The organism is Pseudomonas sp. RW3S2, from assembly GCF_014268955.1.
In the GTDB taxonomy this organism is placed as follows: domain Bacteria; phylum Pseudomonadota; class Gammaproteobacteria; order Pseudomonadales; family Pseudomonadaceae; genus Aquipseudomonas; species Aquipseudomonas wayambapalatensis.
This window is the reverse complement of record NZ_JABWRM010000004.1, coordinates 92,896-108,315: the sequence shown is the minus strand read 5'-3', so window position 1 is coordinate 108,315 and position 15,420 is coordinate 92,896. Positions and strand designations below refer to the sequence as shown.

At 65.0% G+C, this 15,420-nt stretch carries 21 protein-coding genes; 3 read left to right on the top strand and 18 right to left on the bottom strand.

Features of this window, described 5'->3' with window-relative positions:
- Entirely contained in the window at nucleotides 1-729 is a 729-nt protein-coding gene (locus HU748_RS07490; RefSeq protein ID WP_186719886.1) for an aspartate/glutamate racemase family protein, read from the top strand.
- Between the two features lie 79 nt (nucleotides 730-808).
- Here HU748_RS07490 and HU748_RS07485 read toward each other — a convergent pair whose 3' ends face one another.
- The 17 genes from HU748_RS07485 to ccmA all read right to left on the bottom strand — a co-directional run bounded on the left by HU748_RS07485 (nucleotide 809) and on the right by ccmA (nucleotide 12,761).
- Complete coding sequence (locus tag HU748_RS07485; RefSeq protein ID WP_186666367.1) at nucleotides 809-1,054, bottom strand: hypothetical protein; 246 nt, start codon at nucleotides 1,052-1,054, stop codon at nucleotides 809-811.
- A gap of 156 nt (nucleotides 1,055-1,210) precedes the next feature.
- Complete coding sequence (locus HU748_RS07480; protein ID WP_186719884.1) at nucleotides 1,211-1,540, bottom strand: hypothetical protein; 330 nt, start codon at nucleotides 1,538-1,540, stop codon at nucleotides 1,211-1,213.
- 116 nt (nucleotides 1,541-1,656) lie between these two features.
- Nucleotides 1,657-2,316 carry a histidine phosphatase family protein gene (locus tag HU748_RS07475; RefSeq protein ID WP_186719882.1) on the bottom strand — a complete coding sequence of 220 codons (660 nt, stop codon included), beginning with the start codon at nucleotides 2,314-2,316 and terminating at the stop codon, nucleotides 1,657-1,659.
- Between the two features lie 174 nt (nucleotides 2,317-2,490).
- The gene (locus HU748_RS07470; RefSeq protein WP_186666370.1) at nucleotides 2,491-2,829 is read right to left on the bottom strand and encodes an FKBP-type peptidyl-prolyl cis-trans isomerase; all 339 of its coding nucleotides are present in this window, start codon (nucleotides 2,827-2,829) and stop codon (nucleotides 2,491-2,493) included.
- A gap of 198 nt (nucleotides 2,830-3,027) precedes the next feature.
- A complete protein-coding gene (locus tag HU748_RS07465; protein WP_186666372.1) occupies nucleotides 3,028-3,432 on the bottom strand; it encodes a GFA family protein in 405 nt (134 codons plus the stop codon).
- Between the two features lie 117 nt (nucleotides 3,433-3,549).
- Complete coding sequence (locus HU748_RS07460) at nucleotides 3,550-4,338, bottom strand: PhzF family phenazine biosynthesis protein (RefSeq protein ID WP_186719880.1); 789 nt, start codon at nucleotides 4,336-4,338, stop codon at nucleotides 3,550-3,552.
- A gap of 38 nt (nucleotides 4,339-4,376) precedes the next feature.
- Nucleotides 4,377-5,315, bottom strand: coding sequence for a 2-hydroxyacid dehydrogenase (locus HU748_RS07455; protein WP_186719878.1), 939 nt, complete (start codon nucleotides 5,313-5,315; stop codon nucleotides 4,377-4,379).
- A gap of 103 nt (nucleotides 5,316-5,418) precedes the next feature.
- Nucleotides 5,419-5,844, bottom strand: coding sequence for a hypothetical protein (locus HU748_RS07450; protein WP_065862031.1), 426 nt, complete (start codon nucleotides 5,842-5,844; stop codon nucleotides 5,419-5,421).
- 12 nt (nucleotides 5,845-5,856) lie between these two features.
- Nucleotides 5,857-7,041, bottom strand: a complete 1,185-nt coding sequence (gene ccmI, locus HU748_RS07445; protein WP_186719876.1) for a c-type cytochrome biogenesis protein CcmI — start codon at nucleotides 7,039-7,041, stop codon at nucleotides 5,857-5,859.
- A complete protein-coding gene (locus tag HU748_RS07440; RefSeq protein WP_186666379.1) occupies nucleotides 7,034-7,510 on the bottom strand; it encodes a cytochrome c-type biogenesis protein in 477 nt (158 codons plus the stop codon). The genes ccmI and HU748_RS07440 overlap by 8 nt, the downstream gene beginning before the upstream one ends.
- Nucleotides 7,507-8,043 (bottom strand): DsbE family thiol:disulfide interchange protein, encoded by a 537-nt coding sequence (locus tag HU748_RS07435; RefSeq protein WP_186719873.1) that lies wholly within the window; start codon nucleotides 8,041-8,043, stop codon nucleotides 7,507-7,509. Before HU748_RS07435 ends, HU748_RS07440 begins: the two co-directional genes overlap by 4 nt.
- Entirely contained in the window at nucleotides 8,040-10,013 is a 1,974-nt protein-coding gene (locus HU748_RS07430; protein ID WP_186720075.1) for a heme lyase CcmF/NrfE family subunit, read from the bottom strand. Before HU748_RS07430 ends, HU748_RS07435 begins: the two co-directional genes overlap by 4 nt.
- Before the next feature lie 11 nt (nucleotides 10,014-10,024).
- Nucleotides 10,025-10,480, bottom strand: coding sequence for a cytochrome c maturation protein CcmE (gene ccmE, locus HU748_RS07425; protein ID WP_186666381.1), 456 nt, complete (start codon nucleotides 10,478-10,480; stop codon nucleotides 10,025-10,027).
- Nucleotides 10,477-10,653 carry a heme exporter protein CcmD gene (ccmD, locus tag HU748_RS07420; RefSeq protein WP_054895614.1) on the bottom strand — a complete coding sequence of 59 codons (177 nt, stop codon included), beginning with the start codon at nucleotides 10,651-10,653 and terminating at the stop codon, nucleotides 10,477-10,479. Before ccmD ends, ccmE begins: the two co-directional genes overlap by 4 nt.
- Complete coding sequence (locus tag HU748_RS07415) at nucleotides 10,650-11,417, bottom strand: heme ABC transporter permease (RefSeq protein WP_186666382.1); 768 nt, start codon at nucleotides 11,415-11,417, stop codon at nucleotides 10,650-10,652. Before HU748_RS07415 ends, ccmD begins: the two co-directional genes overlap by 4 nt.
- Nucleotides 11,418-11,463: 46 nt before the next feature.
- Nucleotides 11,464-12,132 (bottom strand): heme exporter protein CcmB, encoded by a 669-nt coding sequence (gene ccmB, locus HU748_RS07410; protein WP_186666383.1) that lies wholly within the window; start codon nucleotides 12,130-12,132, stop codon nucleotides 11,464-11,466.
- The gene (gene ccmA / locus HU748_RS07405) at nucleotides 12,129-12,761 is read right to left on the bottom strand and encodes a cytochrome c biogenesis heme-transporting ATPase CcmA (protein WP_186719872.1); all 633 of its coding nucleotides are present in this window, start codon (nucleotides 12,759-12,761) and stop codon (nucleotides 12,129-12,131) included. Before ccmA ends, ccmB begins: the two co-directional genes overlap by 4 nt.
- A 239-nt stretch (nucleotides 12,762-13,000) precedes the next feature.
- On the opposite strand from ccmA, the gene HU748_RS07400 reads away from it, so the two are divergent.
- Together HU748_RS07400 and HU748_RS07395 are read left to right on the top strand one after the other, a co-directional pair.
- The gene (locus tag HU748_RS07400; protein WP_186709806.1) at nucleotides 13,001-14,557 is read left to right on the top strand and encodes a flagellar hook-length control protein FliK; all 1,557 of its coding nucleotides are present in this window, start codon (nucleotides 13,001-13,003) and stop codon (nucleotides 14,555-14,557) included.
- Nucleotides 14,554-14,898, top strand: a complete 345-nt coding sequence (locus tag HU748_RS07395; protein ID WP_186666388.1) for an EscU/YscU/HrcU family type III secretion system export apparatus switch protein — start codon at nucleotides 14,554-14,556, stop codon at nucleotides 14,896-14,898. Before HU748_RS07400 ends, HU748_RS07395 begins: the two co-directional genes overlap by 4 nt.
- A gap of 58 nt (nucleotides 14,899-14,956) precedes the next feature.
- Here the strand turns inward: HU748_RS07395 and HU748_RS07390 are convergent, their stop codons facing one another.
- Nucleotides 14,957-15,331 carry a hypothetical protein gene (locus HU748_RS07390; protein ID WP_186719870.1) on the bottom strand — a complete coding sequence of 125 codons (375 nt, stop codon included), beginning with the start codon at nucleotides 15,329-15,331 and terminating at the stop codon, nucleotides 14,957-14,959.
- Between the last annotated feature and the right edge of the window lie 89 nt (nucleotides 15,332-15,420).

Sequence of the window (15,420 nt, the reverse complement as noted above, 5' to 3'; positions counted from 1 at the left end):
ATGCGTATTCTGATCGCCAACGTCAACACCACCGAAGCCATCACCGAGGCCATCGCCGAACAGGCACGCAGCGTTGCAGCGCCTGGTACCGAGATCGTCGGGCTGACGCCCTGGTTCGGCGCGGAGTCGGTGGAGGGGAACTTCGAGAGCTATCTGGCCGCCATCGCCGTGATGGATCGGGTGCTGACCTACGACCAGCCCTACGACGCCGTGATCCAGGCCGGCTATGGTGAGCATGGCCGTGAAGGTTTGCAGGAGCTGCTCAATGTACCGGTGGTGGACATCACCGATGCCGCCGCCAGCACCGCGATGTACCTGGGCCATGCCTATTCGGTGGTCACCACGCTGGACCGCACCGTGCCGCTGATCGAGGATCGCCTGAAGCTGTCAGGGCTGTATGACCGCTGCGCCTCGGTACGGGCCAGCGGCCTGGCGGTGCTGGAACTGGAAGCTGATCCGCAGCGCGCCGTGGAGGCCATCGTCGAACAGGCCGAGCGCGCCGTGCGTGACGACAAGGCCGAGGTGATCTGCCTGGGCTGCGGCGGCATGGCCGGGCTTGACGAGCAGATTCGCCAGCGTACCGGCGTGCCGGTGGTCGATGGCGTGAGTGCGGCGGTGACCATCGCCGAATCGCTGGTGCGACTGGGGTTGAGCACGTCGAAAGTGCGCACCTATGCGACGCCACGGGTGAAGAAGGTGGTGGGCTGGCCGATGCGGTTGGGGCGATAAATTCAGCTCGAGGCCGCCGTATCGTCATCCTGAAGGCGCGGCGGCCTCGTCACAAGCTGACCCACTCTCCCAGTGAGGCTTACGACTTGTCGACATGCCGGTTGCTGCGAAGCATGAGAAAAATGCCGATAGATACAGCGGTTGACTTCCACATGATTATTTCGTGACCAAAAACTCTCCACATTTCGGTCCAGAAAAAGCTGGCCAAGCCACCCGCTAGAAGAGCCAGCCCTACCCATCCGCGCCAGGGTGATACGGTCCAGCGATCCAGTGTCCACCAGATGATCATGATCAAAATCGGCTGCAGCAGATCATCGAACGACATGTTCAACCCCAGCTTTCAGTAACAGGGAAGTAGAACTGCGTTGCGGACCAATACCGCCCTGGACCTTGGCCTCGACTGATACCAAGACATCCCCCGCGTGAAACGTTGGCAGACGGTCGGAGACAAAAGCGAATGTGCCCATCTTTGCCGCACCAACTACCAACGCCGGGGCGAACGTCCCGGTGACTGCAGCCCCCCTGCCGACACCAGAGCAGCGACTGTCCAGCGCTGTGAGTTCAGAGCATCCCCCTGCTCGCGCGTCAACGGCAATGAAACCGCCACCGCCATCACACAGGGCAACTGCCCGGCCTGCATCCGTTCGTACACCTCCTTCACCTTGCCGACCACGCGATATTGATGTCGGCCCGTTGTCGGAATATGCAGCGTATTGAGCCAGCAGCAGTTATCGGCCCTGACAGTGAACTCGATGACATCGAAGGTCACGCCGCGATGACCGATAAACCGATAAGCTCGATCGATTTCCATGCAACCTCGCACTCCCCACGCCCGAAATCGGATTTCCGGAAACCCGTGGACAGTGCCTTGTCGTCATCTGGAAATAAGTCAGCCCGGATACCGCGAGCGAGTCAGAAACATCGGAATCAAGTCGGGCAAACTTCGGATCCGCCATCGAGCTCCTGGCGTACGTTGCGACTGAGCATCGTGGCCTTACCGTCATGCCAGGTCAGGGTGATCACATAGAGGGTGTCGAAGTCGTCGCCGTCCCAGTCCGAGGTGATGACGCGCTTCTCGCCCAGGGCCTTCCCGGCCACGGCGTTGATCAGGTCTGGCAGGTAGCCGTGGGACCACGCGGTGTAGACCGTGGCGTTGCGGTACTTGGCGCGTAGCAGTTCTTCGGCGAGGTCGTCATAGTCGTTGGCGCCGAAGTCGATATTGACTGGCAACCCGAGGCGGATGGCGCTGGGGCTGATGGTCATGAGCGGGCGAATGTAGCTGTAGCGCTGGTCCTCGCTGCCCTCCTCGACATGTCGGCCGGGGTCGGCGGCGAACACGTAATCGGCAGCGCCGAATCGCTCAGGCAGCAACGTGGCCAAGTCAATGGCGCGGTTGAGGCCCTGGCAATTCAGTTGTCCCAGCCCCTCGCCGGGCTTCTCGGCATGGCGCAGGAACACCAGTGTCTGGGTTCCGTCACCGTGCTGGTCGCGGCTTTGCACCACATCGAGGGTCAGCGGTATCAGCACCGCAGCGAGGGTGAGACCGAAAAACAGGTGACGGCGTCGCAGGTATTGCATCCACTTCATGGCAGGGCTCGTTCGGCTAAGGACGGGGAGCATCCTTGCCTGTGCGCCATCCTTGCCGGCGGCGGTGCAAGGCACCGGCCGCCTGATGGGCTCTTCCATGCTCGCCCTCCCTGGCAGCAGCCATGTTAGACCATCGATGTTGCCGAATTACGTCACCCTCGCAACAACTGGACATCAATCATCCCGCGTCAGCACCTCGAGCAGCTCGATCTCGAAGGTCAGGTCCGAGTTCGGCGGAATGCTGCCCACGGAGCGCTCGCCATAGCCCAGGTGCGCAGGTACTTGCAGCCTGCGCTTGCCGCCCACGCGCATGCCCATCAGCCCCTGGTCCCAGCCCTTGATCACCCGGCCGGTGCCGATCACGCACTGGAACGGCTTGCCGCGCGACCAGGACGAGTCGAACTCGCTGCCGTCGGCCAGCCAGCCGGTGTACTGGGTGGTGATCAGGGCGCCTTTGACCACAGCCTTGCCCTCGCCTTCCTGGATCTCGGTGATGTGCAGTTCCTGAGTCACGGTCATTTCCTTGCGGCAGATTTCGAGGCCGCCCTTTTCTCAGGAATGCAAAGGTTTGGCAAGTCCGGGAGTGACGTTGTGCTGGCACATCGACCACCGGACGCCACCGATCACCTTCACGATGGCTGCCGTCTCCAGCCAGGTAGGGGCAGTCCGACATAAAGTCCCACGGCTTCGCCGAGTTGTTGCGACACAGGCTTAGCTGAACAGCTGCATGACCTGCTCGCCGGTGAGGTCTTGGGTCTCATTGGAGAAGCAATACCAGCTCGGGCGCTGTTCAACGTAGATCTGCATCGTGAACTGCCAGTCATCGCCTTTGAGCAGGCCGACCGGCAAGGCGTACTCATTCTTGTCGATCAGCCGGTAATAGAGGTGGGTGCCACACTGCCCGCAAAAGCCCCGCTCGGCCCATTCCGAGGAACGGTAGACACTGGGATCAGCACCTTCGAAACGGGGCGGCTGGGAGCAGTGCACCGCGAGCATCGGGCCTCCGGCCCAGGTGCGGCACATGCTGCAGTGGCAAGCGTTGACTTCGAGGTTGTCGACCGTGGCGGTCAGGCGGATGGCGCCGCAGAGGCAGGCGCCGTGCTTGGTGTGAGACATGGGGGGCTCCTGACGGGTGGGGAAGCTGCAAAGTATAGCGGTGCAGCTACAGACCTCTTGGCGGGCAAGTCGCAGCGGCGAACCGCCGCACAAGAGGCCCGCAAAGCCATCCTCGCCTCAGATGAACACTGTCCCTCGCATATACAGTGCCCCACGCCCGCTGATGATCACCCGGCCATTCCCCGGCACCTCGCACTGCAACTGCCCCTTGCGCACCCCGCCCTGCTCGCAGCTGAGGCTGCGCTTGCCGAGGCGCTCGGACCAGTAAGGCGCCAGCGTCGTGTGCGCCGAACCGGTCACCGGATCCTCGTTGACCCCTACGCGTGGGCCGAACCAGCGGGTAACGAAGTCGAAGCCACGGCCCGGCGCGGTCACGGCAATACCACGCACATCGAAAGCCGACAGCGCGACGAAATCGGGCTTGAGCGGATCGATCAAGGCTGCGTCGTCGATTACCACCACGAAGTCATCCGAGCGGTACAGCGCGCGGGCGCTCGACAGGCCCAAGGCCTTGAGCAGGCCATCGGGGAAATCTACCTTCGCCGGTTGCTTGGCCGGGAAGTCCATGGCCAGCAGGCCATCAGCATCGCGCCTGACCCGCAACTCGCCACTGCGGGTATTGAAACGTAGCACTTCGGCCTGTTCGCCCAGTTGCTCGAACAACACCCAGGCCGAAGCCAGCGTGGCGTGGCCGCACAGGTCGACCTCCACGGCCGGGGTGAACCAGCGCAGGTCATAGCCTTCGCCGTTGCGCACGAAGTAGGCCGTCTCGGACAGGTTGTTCTCTTCGGCGATGCGCTGCAGCACATCGTCCGGCAGCCAGCTCTCCAGCGGGATCACCGCCGCCGGGTTGCCGCCAAAAGGTTTGGCCGAAAAAGCATCGACCTGGAAGATCTCAAGTTGCATGCACACACTCCTTGTCAGGCGGGATCGAAAGCTGGGGGTTACGACAGTACTGGCGTGAGCACCGGCTCGCCAGCGAAGAATGCCTGGAGATTGCGCAGCACCAGGGTAACGGTATCGCGCGCCGCTTCCGGCGACTGGCCGGCGACATGCGGGGTCAGCACGGTATTGCCCAACACCTTGAGTGCCTCGGGCACGGCAGGCTCGTCATCGAAGACGTCCAATGCGGCACCAGCGATGATGCCCGCCTGCAATGCCTGCACGAGCGCCTGGGTATCGACCACGCTCGCGCGGGCGATATTGACCAGATACCCCTCGCCCCCCAGCGCCGCGAGCACCGGGGCATCGACCAGGTGCAAGGTACCGGCACCACCCGGGGTGGCGATCACCAGGATGTCCACGGCCTGGGCCAGTTGCAACGGGCTGTCGTACCAGGTGTAGGGCACATCGGCACGCGGCGTGCGACTGTGGTAGCTGACGCTCATGTCGAAGCCCTGCGCCGCACGCTTGGCGATGGCCTGGCCGATGGCGCCAAGGCCGATGATGCCAAGGCGCTTGCCGCTCACCGACGGGCTGATGACCCGGTTCCATTCACCGCGCCGGGTGCTCGCATCGGCCCGGGGAATGTCGCGCAACATCGCCAGCAACAGGGCCATGGCGTGATCGGCGACCGGGCCTGCGTTGGCGCCAGCGCCGTTGGTGACGGTAATGCCACGGGCCTTGGCGGCGGCCAGGTCGACCTGCTCATAGCCTGCGCCGATCACGCAGATGATTTCGAGTTTGGGCAGTGCCTGGATTTCCGCACCGGTCAGGCCCAGCGGGCCACGGGTGAGGACAGCGTCGATCTGTTCGGCATGCTCGGCGATGGCTTGCGCACGCCGTTGCGGGGATGGGGCACGAATCAGGCGGTAACCGGCCTGTTCCAGCAGCGGCAGGTAATCATCGACGGTTTCCACCAGTACCAGGACTGTCTTGCTCATGCCACCCTCCGGTTCGATTCAGAGGGGGATTATGCCAGTTCGGTTGGAGACTGCGAGGGCCTCTATCGCGGGGACGCGCCCACGACAGAGGCATGAAGGATGCTTACTGCGCGAAGGCCCTGCCCAACCCACCCGGCACACCGCTGCTGTCAGTCTCCTGCCAGGGGCCATTGGGGCTCAGCGACCAGCTCCAGCCCTTGTCATAACGGTAGTAGGTGCGCTGACGATAGAAGGTGTTGGGCTGCTTCTCCAGCACATAGACGCCAAGCTTCGGATCCCAATGGCTGGCACCGCCCGGCGGCGGCGCGAAGCTCGCGGAGGTGCGTGGCATCGGCTTGGGAATACCGGACGGCGCACCAGGCTGCGGTGCGGGCTGGCCGCCCGGCAGCGGCTTGACCACCGGCCCCTGGTGCGGTGGAGGGGTGGTCTCGATCGGTGGCAGCGACTCGCGCTCGCCTGGCTGATGCACCGTACAGGCGGAAAGCCCCAGGGCCAGGGTGATCAAGGTCAGGCGTACGCTGCGGTTCATGGCGGCAATCTCTTATCGGTCGGGGCGGTCGATGGTCAGCTGCTGGGTTGGCTGGCCACGGGTAGCCAGCGGCGCGCTCTGGCCGATCCACTCGCCCTGGGTCGGCTGGCCGGCACGCGATACGCGCGCAACCAGTTGGACTTCAGCGAAGTCCGACAGTTTCATCTGCGGCATCATCGCGTCGGCATCCGACAACTGCACTTCGATCGGCAACTGCGCCACCGTCACTCGCTTGGCCGCCAGCGGCATCGGCGGGCCGTTACTGGCGCGGGCGAAGATGAACACGGTGTCGTCCGGCTTGACCTTGTCCTTGAGCGCTGCGGCCAGCTCGACGCGCACGGTCAGGCTCGCAGTCCGCACCGGCTTGCCGCCGTCAGCCTTGAGCTTGTCGGCAGCGCGGTCGATCCCACCCTGCAGGGCGGCGCGCGAGGCATCGCCTTCGGGCAGTTGCGCCAGCAGGCGCTGCCAGTAGTCGATCGCTTCCTGATAGCGCTCGCCCTCGAAGGCAGCGATGCCGCGCAGTCCCAGGCTGGTGACCTCGTTCGGGTCGGCCTTGAGCGCTTCGTCGGTCAGGCTCTGCAGTTGTGGGCTCCAGTGCTTGTCGGCAGCGAAGTACTGCGCCTGGGCCCACTGCCCGAGCAGCTCGGGCTCACGACCAGCCAGGGCGACCGCACGTTCGAAGGCCTTGGCGGCATCGGCAGGACGCTGGTCGGCCATGTAGGCGCGGCCCAGGAAATACAGGCCCTCGGCAGAGTCCGGCTGGGCCTGCACGGCACGCTCCAGGCGCGTGGTCATCTCCTGCATGGTTTTCGGCGCGTCGGCGAACTCACGGGTCAGCTCGACCTTGTCGGCGGCGCCGAAATGCAGGTACAACCCCAACGCCATCACCGGTACCAGCACGGCAGCCACCAGCGGCAGGGTCTTGCCCAGATGCCCCTGACGCGGCGCCTCGCTCCCTTCGGTGTCGGACAGCAGTTCACGGGCCGCCTCGTCGCGCCCCTTGGCCAGTTGCTCGGCGTCGAGCACCCCGGCCTCCTGCTGTGCAGTCAACTCGGCGACCCGCTCCTGGTACAGGGCCACGTTGAGCGCGGTGCGGTCTTCTTCGGCCTGCTGGCGGCGGCCACGCAGGATCGGGATCATCAGGAAAGCCAGGGCGGCGAGCAACAGCAGGCCCGCACTCAGCCAGAATTCAGTCATGGGTCTGTTCTTTATCCAGCAGTTTGGCGAGACGTTCGCGTTCGTCCACGGAGAGTTCGCAGGTGCCTTGCGCCACCGGGCTGCGGCGCCGACGGACGATCACCGCCAGCACCACGAAGCCGCCAGCCAGCAACACGCCAGGGCCGAACCAGAGCAGCCAGGTACGCGCCGTCAGCGCTGGCTTGTAGCGTACGAAGTCGCCATAGCGATCGACCATGAAGTCGATGATCTGCTGGTTGCTCTGGTTTTCGCCGAGCATGCGGAAGATCTCCCGGCGCAGGTCGGCGGCGATCGGTGCATTGGAGTCGGCAATGTCCTGGTTCTGGCACTTGGGGCAGCGCAGTTCCTTGGTCAGTTGCTGGTAGCGCTCGCGCTCGGCATCGTCGCGAAACTGATAGGTATCGATAGCCGCCCTGGCCATGCCAGCCAGGCTCAAGCCGAGTACGGCGGCGGCAAGCCAACGCTTCATGGCTGCCCCTCATCGACCAGCCCCTGGTACAGCGGCGCCAGTTGCTCGCGCCAGACCGTGGCATCGACCACGCCGACATGCTTGTAACGAATGATGCCCTTGGCGTCGATCAGGAAGGTTTCCGGCGCGCCGTACACGCCCAGGTCCAGGCCCAGGGTGCCCTGCTCGTCGCGGATATCGAGCTGGTAAGGGTTGTGGAATTCGGCCAGCCATTTGAGCGCGGCGGCGTTGTCATCCTTGTAGTTGATCCCGTGGATCACCACCCCTTGCTCGGCCAGTTGGTTCAGATAAGGGTGCTCGACCTTGCACGACGGGCACCAGGTGCCCCAGACGTTGACCAGCGCCGGCCGTCCCTGCAAGTCGGACTGGGTCAGGGTCCGGTCGCCCTGCACGCTCTGCAGCGAAAATGCCGGGAAGGGCTTGCCGATCATCGCCGACGGCAGTTCGTCGGGCTTGAGGAACAGCCCCTTGTACAGAAACACGGCCATCAGCAGGAACACCGCCAATGGCACTACCATGATCCAACGCTTCATGCCGCCGCTCCAGACAGGCCCAATGTTTCGCGCACCCGCACCGTGACCTTGACCCGATAACGCCGGTCCAGCGCCGCGAGCAGACCGCCCAGCGCGGTCAGCAGGCCGCCCAGCCAGATCCAGCGCACGTAGGGCTTGATGTGTACCCGTACTGCCCAGGCACCGTTCTCCAATGGCTCGCCCAGGGCGACATAGAGGTCGCGGGTAAAGCCTGCATCGATACCGGCCTCGGTCATCATCGATTGCTGGACGGTGTACAGGCGTTTTTCCGGGTGCAACACCGTCACTTCACGCCCCTCACGCGACACACGGATGGTGCCCCTGTCAGAAATGAAGTTCGGCCCCTCGAAGTGCTTGGCGCCCTCGAACAGGAAGTGGTAACCGCCCAGCTCGACGCTTTCGCCCGGCGCCATGCGCAGGTCGCGCTCGGCGCTGTTGTTGCTCGACAACACCACGCCCAGGGCACACACCACCAGCCCCAGGTGGGCCAGGTGCATGCCCCAGTAGCTGCGGTGCAGGCCGCGCAGGCCCTTGAGCAGGCCTTTGTGACGGGTCTTGTCGAGGATGTCGCGCACACCGCCGAGCACCACCCAGGCGGCCAGGGCGAAGACGCTGAGCGCCGGCCAGTCGAAGTCGTCGACGATCAGCCCGGCGACCGGCGCCAGGATCGCGCTGCCGATCAGCACCGGCGTCAGCATGCCGAACAGCCATTTGCCAGGCGTATCCTTCCAGCGCACCAGTACACCGATTGCCAGCACCACCATCAGCAGCGCCATCAACGGCAGGAACAACGCATCGAAGTAAGGTGGGCCGACCGACAGCTTGGCGCCGGTCAGGGCGTCGAGCACCAGCGGGTAGAGCGTGCCCAGCAGGATCATCGAGGCGGCCACCACCAGCACCAGGTTGTTGGCCAGCAGCAGCGTCTCGCGCGACCACAGGCCAAAGCCCACGTGGCTCTTGACCACCGGAGCGCGCAGGGCGAACAGGGTCAGCGAGCCGCCGACCACGAACAGCAGGAAGATCAGGATGAACACACCGCGCGACGGGTCGGCGGCGAAGGCGTGCACCGAGGTCAGTACCCCGGAACGCACCAGGAAGGTACCCAGCAGGCTCAGCGAGAATGCCGCGATGGCCAGCAGCACGGTCCAGCTCTTGAACACCCCGCGCTTTTCGGTCACCGCCAGCGAATGGATCAGCGCAGTACCGACCAGCCATGGCATGAACGAGGCATTTTCCACCGGATCCCAGAACCACCAGCCGCCCCAGCCCAGCTCATAGTAGGCCCACCAGGAGCCGAGGGTGATGCCGATGCCGAGGAAGGCCCAGGCGACAATGGTCCAGGGCCGCGACCAGCGTGCCCAGGCCGCATCCAGGCGGCCACCGAGCAGCGCCGCGATGGCGAAGGCGAAGGCCACCGAGAAGCCCACGTAGCCCATGTACAGCATCGGCGGATGGACGATCAGGCCGAAGTCCTGCAGCAGCGGATTGAGGTCGCGACCGTCGGTGGGCACCTGCGGCAGCAGGCGGGTGAAGGGATTGGAGGTGATGATCAGGAACGACAGGAAACCTGTGCTGATCATGCCCATCACCGCCAGCACCCGCGCCAGCATCACCTGCGGCAACTGGCGCGAGAACACCGATACGGCGAAGGTCCAGCCCCCCAGGATCAACGCCCAGAGCAGCAGCGAGCCTTCGTGGGCACCCCACACGGCGCTGAACTTGTAGTACCAGGGCAGTGCGGTGTTGGAGTTGTGGGCGACATAGGCGACCGAGAAGTTGTCGGTCATGAAGGCATGGGTCAGGCAGGCGAAGGCAAAGGCGAGGAAGGCGAACTGGCCCCAGGCCGCGGGGCGCGCCAGGCCCATCCAGAGGCGGTCGCCGCGCCAGGCACCGAGCAGCGGCACGCTGGCCTGCACCACGGCAAAACAGATCGCCAGGATCATCGCCAACTGGCCAAGCTCGGGGATCACCAGGGCAGCGTTCATGGCTTGACCTCGCCGGCAGTGGCGGCCTGGCCGCTTTCCTTGAGCGCCTTGGTCACCTCGGGCGGCATGTACTTCTCGTCGTGCTTAGCCAGCACTTCGTCAGCCACCACCACACCCTCGGCGTTGAGCTTGCCCAGGGCAACGATGCCCTGCCCTTCGCGGAACAGGTCCGGAAGGATACCGCGGTAGGTGATCGGCACCGACTTGTTGAAGTCGGTGACCACGAAGCGTACGTCGAGCGAGTCGGCCGAGCGCTGCACCGAGCCCTTCTCGACCATGCCGCCGGCGCGAATGCGTGTGTCCTGCGGCGCCTCGCCATTGGCGATCTGGGTAGGGGTGTAGAACAGGTTGATGTTCTGCTGCAGGGCGCTCAAGGCAAAGCCCAGGGCCACGGCGACGCCGAGCAGCAGGCCGAGGATGAGCAACAGGCGTTTCTTGCGCTGCGGATTCACTGGTGGTTCTCCCGGCGCAGACGGCGCGCCTCTTCTTGCAGGTAGCGGCGGCGGGCCTGCAGCGGCAGGGCGACATTGATTGCCAGTACCGTCAGGCAAATGCCATAGGCCGACCACACGTACAGGCCGTGATGGCCCATGGCGAGGAAATCACTGAAAGAGGCGAAACTCATCGCACGGTCTCCCGGCCCAGGCTGTTCAGCACTTCGTCGCGCACCCAACTGGCACGCGCTTCGCGCTTGAGCACTTCAAGACGCATGCGCAGCAGCAGCACGGCGCCGAAGAAGCAGTAGAAGCCCAGCACCGTCAGCAACAGCGGCAGCCACATCTCGGCAGGCATGGCCGGCTTTTCGGTGAGGGTGAAGGTGGCGCCCTGGTGCAGGGTGTTCCACCACTCCACCGAGTACTTGATGATCGGGATGTTGACCACGCCGACGATGGCCAGCACCGCGCACGCCTTGGCGGCGCTGTCGCGGTTACTGATGGCCTGGCCCAGGGCGATGATGCCGAAGTACAGGAACAGCAGGATCAGCATCGAGGTCAGGCGCGCGTCCCACACCCACCAGCTACCCCAGGTCGGCTTGCCCCAGATGGCCCCGGTGACCAGCGCCACTGCGGTCATCCAGGCGCCGATGGGAGCGGCGCACTGCAGGGCGACGTCGGCCAGCTTCATCTTCCACACCAGCCCCACCACACCGGCAACGGCCAGCAGCACATAGCAGGACTGCGCCAGCATCGCCGCCGGCACGTGGATGTAGATGATCCGGAAACTGTTGCCCTGCTGGTAGTCCTGTGGCGCGAAAGCGAGGCCCCAGGCGATGCCCACCAGCAACAGGAGCACGGCAGCGATGGTCAGCCACGGCAGCATGCGCCCGCTGATGGCATAGAACCATTTTGGGGAACCCAGTTTGTGGAACCACGTCCAGCTCATTTTCATCAGGGTACATCCAGGGTCTTTGCCGGGCTTCGGTGCCCGGGACTCGTTATTCGCCGACGCTGATCTTCAGGCCGGCCGCTATCGCAAAGGGTGCCAATGTCACGGCCAGGGCGGTCAGGCTGGCCAGCCAGAGCAGGTGTCCGGTCGCGGGCATATTCTGCAACGCCGCCTGCAACGCACCACTGCCCAGGATCAATACAGGGATATACAACGGCAGAATCAGCAACGCCAGCAGCAAACCACCGCGCTTGAGCCCGACCGTCAGCGCCGCCCCCACCGCTCCCAGCAAGCTCAGCACCGGGGTGCCGAGCAGCAGCGAGCCTAGCAGCACCGGCAGGCAGGCGACCGGCAGCCCCAGCATCAGCGCCAGCAGTGGCGCCAACAATACCAGCGCCAGCCCGGAAAAGGTCCAATGCGCCAGCACCTTGGCCAGCACCAGCAATGGCAGTGGATGCGGTGACAGCACCCATTGCTCCAGCGAACCGTCCTCGAAATCGCTGCGGAACAGGCCGTCCAGCGACAGCAATACCGCCAGCAAGGCCGCGACCCAGACCAGTCCCGGCGACAAGGTTTGCAACAATTGTGTCTCGGGGCCGACCGCCAGCGGGAACAGCGCCACGACGATGGCAAAGAACACCAGCGGGTTGGCCAACTCCGCCGGGCGACGGAACAACAGGCGTGCTTCGCGGCGCAGCAACAGAAGGAATACGCTCATGCCGTCCACTGCCCCAGGTTGAGTTCGCGGTAGCCCGACGGCCTGCGCTCGAGGTTGTGATGGGTGGTCAGCACCACCGTGCCCCCCTGCTCGCAGTGCGCGGCCAGGTGCGCTTCGAGCTGGGCCACCCCTTGTTTGTCCAGGGCAGTGAAGGGTTCGTCGAGGATCCACAGCGGCGGGCAGTCCAGGTACAGGCGGGCCAGGGCGACACGGCGCTGCTGGCCGGCCGAGAGCGTGTGACAAGGCACGTCCTCGAACCCGCGCAGGCCGACTGCCTCGAGTGCCGTCCAGATGCCCTCGCGGGTCGCGGGGCGATGCAGGGCACAGAGCCAGGCAAGGTTCTCTTCGGCCGTCAGCAGTTCCTTGATCCCGGCAGCATGCCCAATCCACAGCAGGATGCTGGCCAGGGCATGGCGCTGGTCGCCCAGCGCACGGCCGTCAAGCAGGATCTGCCCGGCAGTCGGCTGCATCAACCCGGCCAGCAGGCGCAGCAGGCTGGTCTTGCCGCTGCCATTGGGTCCGCTGACCTGCAGCATATCGCCGGGGCGCAGTTCGAAGTCCAGGTGCTCGAAGAGCAGTCGCCAGTCGCGCTCGCAGGCAAGGTTCGCGGCTTGGAGGTGGAGGGTCACGGTTTCGCCTTAATGCTGTTGGTGGCGTGTCGAGCGGTGGCGCCTTCTTCGCGGGCAAGCCCACCCCCACAGAGGCCCTGTGGGAGCGGGCTTGCCCGCGAATGAAACACCGCAGATCAACACCCTTGTCTCAAGTCGCCCCGCCCCTGGCCGTTATACTGGCAGTGGCAGCGCGCCCGGCATTATTACATGTGCCACCCGGCTGCCAAGAGGGCTGGCTCGACAGGTTGTATACAATCATGACGGAAATCAATAGTCTCGGCGCACAAAGCGCATTCGCGGCGCAGGTGGCCAAGGCCAGCCTGACCGGTGAGCTGCTGCGCCTGAGTCAACCGCAACCCGGCCTGATCCCCCCGGGCCAGACTGCCCAGGCCGAAGTGCTGAACCTGCGCCAGGTGGGCCAGGACTTCATGATGCTGTTGCGCCTGAGCCTGCCCAACGGCAACCAGGCCCAGGTGCAGGCCAGCGCCAACCAGCCGCTGCCCCCCGGCAGCCAGATCACCCTCGGCCAAGCCGACGGCAACCGCCTGGCGGTCGTCTTGCAGCAGGCCAGCGCCAGCAACATCGCTACCCTCACGCAGCTCGACACCGGCAAGATACCGATCGGCACCCTGCTGCAGGGCAAGGTCCTGACCAGCCAGGCGCTGCCGGGCGCCACAGCGTTCCGCTCATTGGTGAGCCTGCTCAACAGCAGCCAGGCCGGCGCCACCCTGACCCTCGACAGCCCACGCCCGTTAGCGGTCGGCAGCCTGCTCAGCGCGCTGGTGCAAGGCGACCAGTCGCTGCGCTTCGTGCCCCTGAGTGGCCGTCAGGATCAACTGACCATCGCCCAACAACTGCTGACCCAACAAAGCCGCCAGGCTTCGCTGCCAACCTTGCTCAATGCCTTGCAGCAGATCGCCAGTGCCCCTGCCGGCAACAGCGAGCTGAGTGCCACGGCGGCACGCCTGCTGGCCAGCCTGCCTGACCCTACGCAACTGGGCGATGCCAAGAGCATCGCCCAGGCGCTGAACAACAGCGGTGCGTTTCTCGAAGCCAAGCTGCTCGGCGGGCTGGGCGCCGCTGTCACGCCGGACCTCAAGGCACAACTGGTGCGCCTGGTGGCGCAGATCCTGCCAGGTGTTCCGAGCAACCCGACCTTCAACCCGGCCCTGGCCGCCACCGCCCTGGCTCAGGTCCTGCCGGGCATGGCCCGCAGTGCCCTGGGCATGCTCGACCAGGTCAGCAGCCGCCCTCAACCTGGTGCCTTTCCCCTGCCCTCGCGACTGCTGCAGAGCCTGGAAGAAAAAGGCGACCTGCAGCAATTGCTGCGTCTGGCCGCCGCCGCCATCTCGCGCGTACAAAGCCATCAACTGGCCAGCCTGCAGCAGACCGGCACCACCGAGAGCGGCAACCAGCAGACCACCTGGCAAACCGAGATCCCCTTGCGCCACGGCCAGGAGTTCATCCCGCTGCAGGCCAAGCTGCAACGCGAGGACACCCCACAGCAGCAGGCCGACCCGCAGCGCGAGCAGCGTGATCCGCTGCAGTCGCTGTGGCGCATCGAACTGGCCTTCGACCTGCCACCACTGGGCCCGCTGCAAGTACAGGCACAACTGAGCCAGGGCCGCCTCAGCGGCCAGCTGTGGGCCGAGCGTCCACAGACCGCACAACTGATCGACAGCCAGCTCGGCAGCCTGCGCGAACGCCTGCTCGCCCGTGGCCTCGATGTGGGTGACCTGGCCTGTCACCCCGGCACCCCGCCGCAAGGCCCGCGTACACGACTGGAACAACGCTGGGTGGACGAAACCGCATGAACAACAAAGCCCCTCGCCAGGCCATCGCCCTGAGTTACGACGGTGCACAGGCACCGACCTTGAGCGCCAAAGGCGAGGATGAACTGGCCGAGGCGATTCTCGCCCTGGCCCGCGAACATGAAGTGCCGATCTACGAAAACGCCGAACTGGTGCGCCTGCTGGCCCGGCTGGAACTGGGCGAACAGATCCCCGAGGCCCTGTACCTGACCATCGCCGAGATCATCGCCTTCGCCTGGCAGTTGCGCGGCAAACTACCGGCGAATTTCGACGACACGCCCCCAGGCGAGCGCGATATCACCCCCGGACCGCACCTGCCCCTTCCCGACGCCAGCAGTATCTAACACCCCGCCCATTACCGAACCGCTGTTCGATGAACTTGCCAAGCGCCAGCAGCAAAGGTCATACGCCGATGCCGACAGCCAGATCGTCAGCAATCACCAGATCGACAAGGCGCGCTGGAGCAGCTACCTCAATGCCGCCATGACCCTGCTCGCCCCCGTGGCCATGGTGGTTCCAGCACTCACCCCGCTGCTGGCCGCAGGAGGGCTGGCCCAGTTCGGCCTGGGGCTGGACAAGGCAATCAACGGCAACACGCTCGCGGACAAGGCCGCTGGCGTGAAGGCGCAAGCCTTTGGTCTGTTCAATGCGCTGCCATTGCTGGGCAACGCCCGTTTCCGGCCCGATGCACTGTTCAGCTACTGTCGGCCAGGCTTCGTCACCTTTGGCCAGATGCTGCAGCCCGTGGAAGAAGCCAGCGAGGCCCTCGCCCTGCAACCGTTGGCGCCAAAGCGCTGCCCACCTGCGGATGGCATGCCCGTCCACAGGCAGGGTCGCAGATATCTACCACTGCCGTCGCCACGAAA